We start from the raw sequence: 1,019 nt of genomic DNA, 5'->3' as shown, positions 1-1,019 counted from the left end.
GCCATTTGCTAGTAGAAGTTTTAATGCCGTTTTTTTGGACCATTCAGGCATAAAAGTTCACAATCAACTTCAAAGAACCACTACCACAATTCCAAGACTTATTGATACATCACACGGTAATCAACCTGCAAGTTTTTATCAAAGTGGTACGCCATTTTACAATTATGAGTATTTAGATTTCCCTTCGTTTGAAATGGCAAATACTAATGGATTAAAATATATTTTTGACACTAAAGATTACAGCGAAAGTACCTATCGTGGAGTTTGGAATTCTCTAAATGAAGGATTAGGTTCTACCAATTGGAATCTATCAAAAATCATTGACCCTGTTCACAACAGAGAAGTAACTTTTGAGTATGAAGATTATTTTAAAGCTACGCCTGAACGAATTAAAAATATTACGGCTACCTATCAAGATCCTTTTAATTCATATGATGTTAATGATCATTATTACACGCCTATCGATAATGTATCATTAAATAATGGAACCTATGATATTCATTTTCAAAGTGGATTTACAACTCATACTACCAAAGCGCATCGACTTACAAAAATTACATGGGATGAAGGAACAGTAGAATTTATTTACGGATTAGATAGAATAGACGATATTGGAGAAAAAGCACTTACTGAAATTTTAGTAAAAAATAATCTTGGACAGCTTGTAAAACATATCAAACTTGAATATTCTTATTTTAATTCGTTAGAGAATTGTAATGAAAAAGAATGCAAACGTTTGCGATTGGATAAGGTAAAAGAATTGCCTATTGGAACGACTACGGTAAATGCTAAAGTACATGAATTTGATTATAATTATGACAATCCATTGCCAAGAAGAGATTCTTTTCAAAGAGACTTTTTAGGCTATTTTAACAACAATGGTTTTGAGTGGTCTTCTAATGATGATGCCGAAATTCCGCCAAATGCAATCCTTCACTTTTACAAAAATCAAGGTGGAAATACGATACTACCCTTTAAAAGAACTAATGGTAGTAATTACAGAATCATTCATGGACAAT

At 31.8% G+C, this 1,019-nt stretch carries 1 protein-coding gene; it reads left to right on the top strand.

All coding sequences use genetic code 11. The annotated features are described in order from the left end of the window. Positions 1–34: 34 nt before the first annotated feature. The coding region (locus AA089_RS25300) for a hypothetical protein (RefSeq protein WP_206540707.1) at positions 35–1,019 on the top strand (985 nt) is incomplete at its 3' end.

Source organism: Kordia jejudonensis (assembly GCF_001005315.1).
Classification (GTDB): domain Bacteria; phylum Bacteroidota; class Bacteroidia; order Flavobacteriales; family Flavobacteriaceae; genus Kordia; species Kordia jejudonensis.
This window is presented reverse-complemented; position numbering and strand designations above follow the sequence as displayed.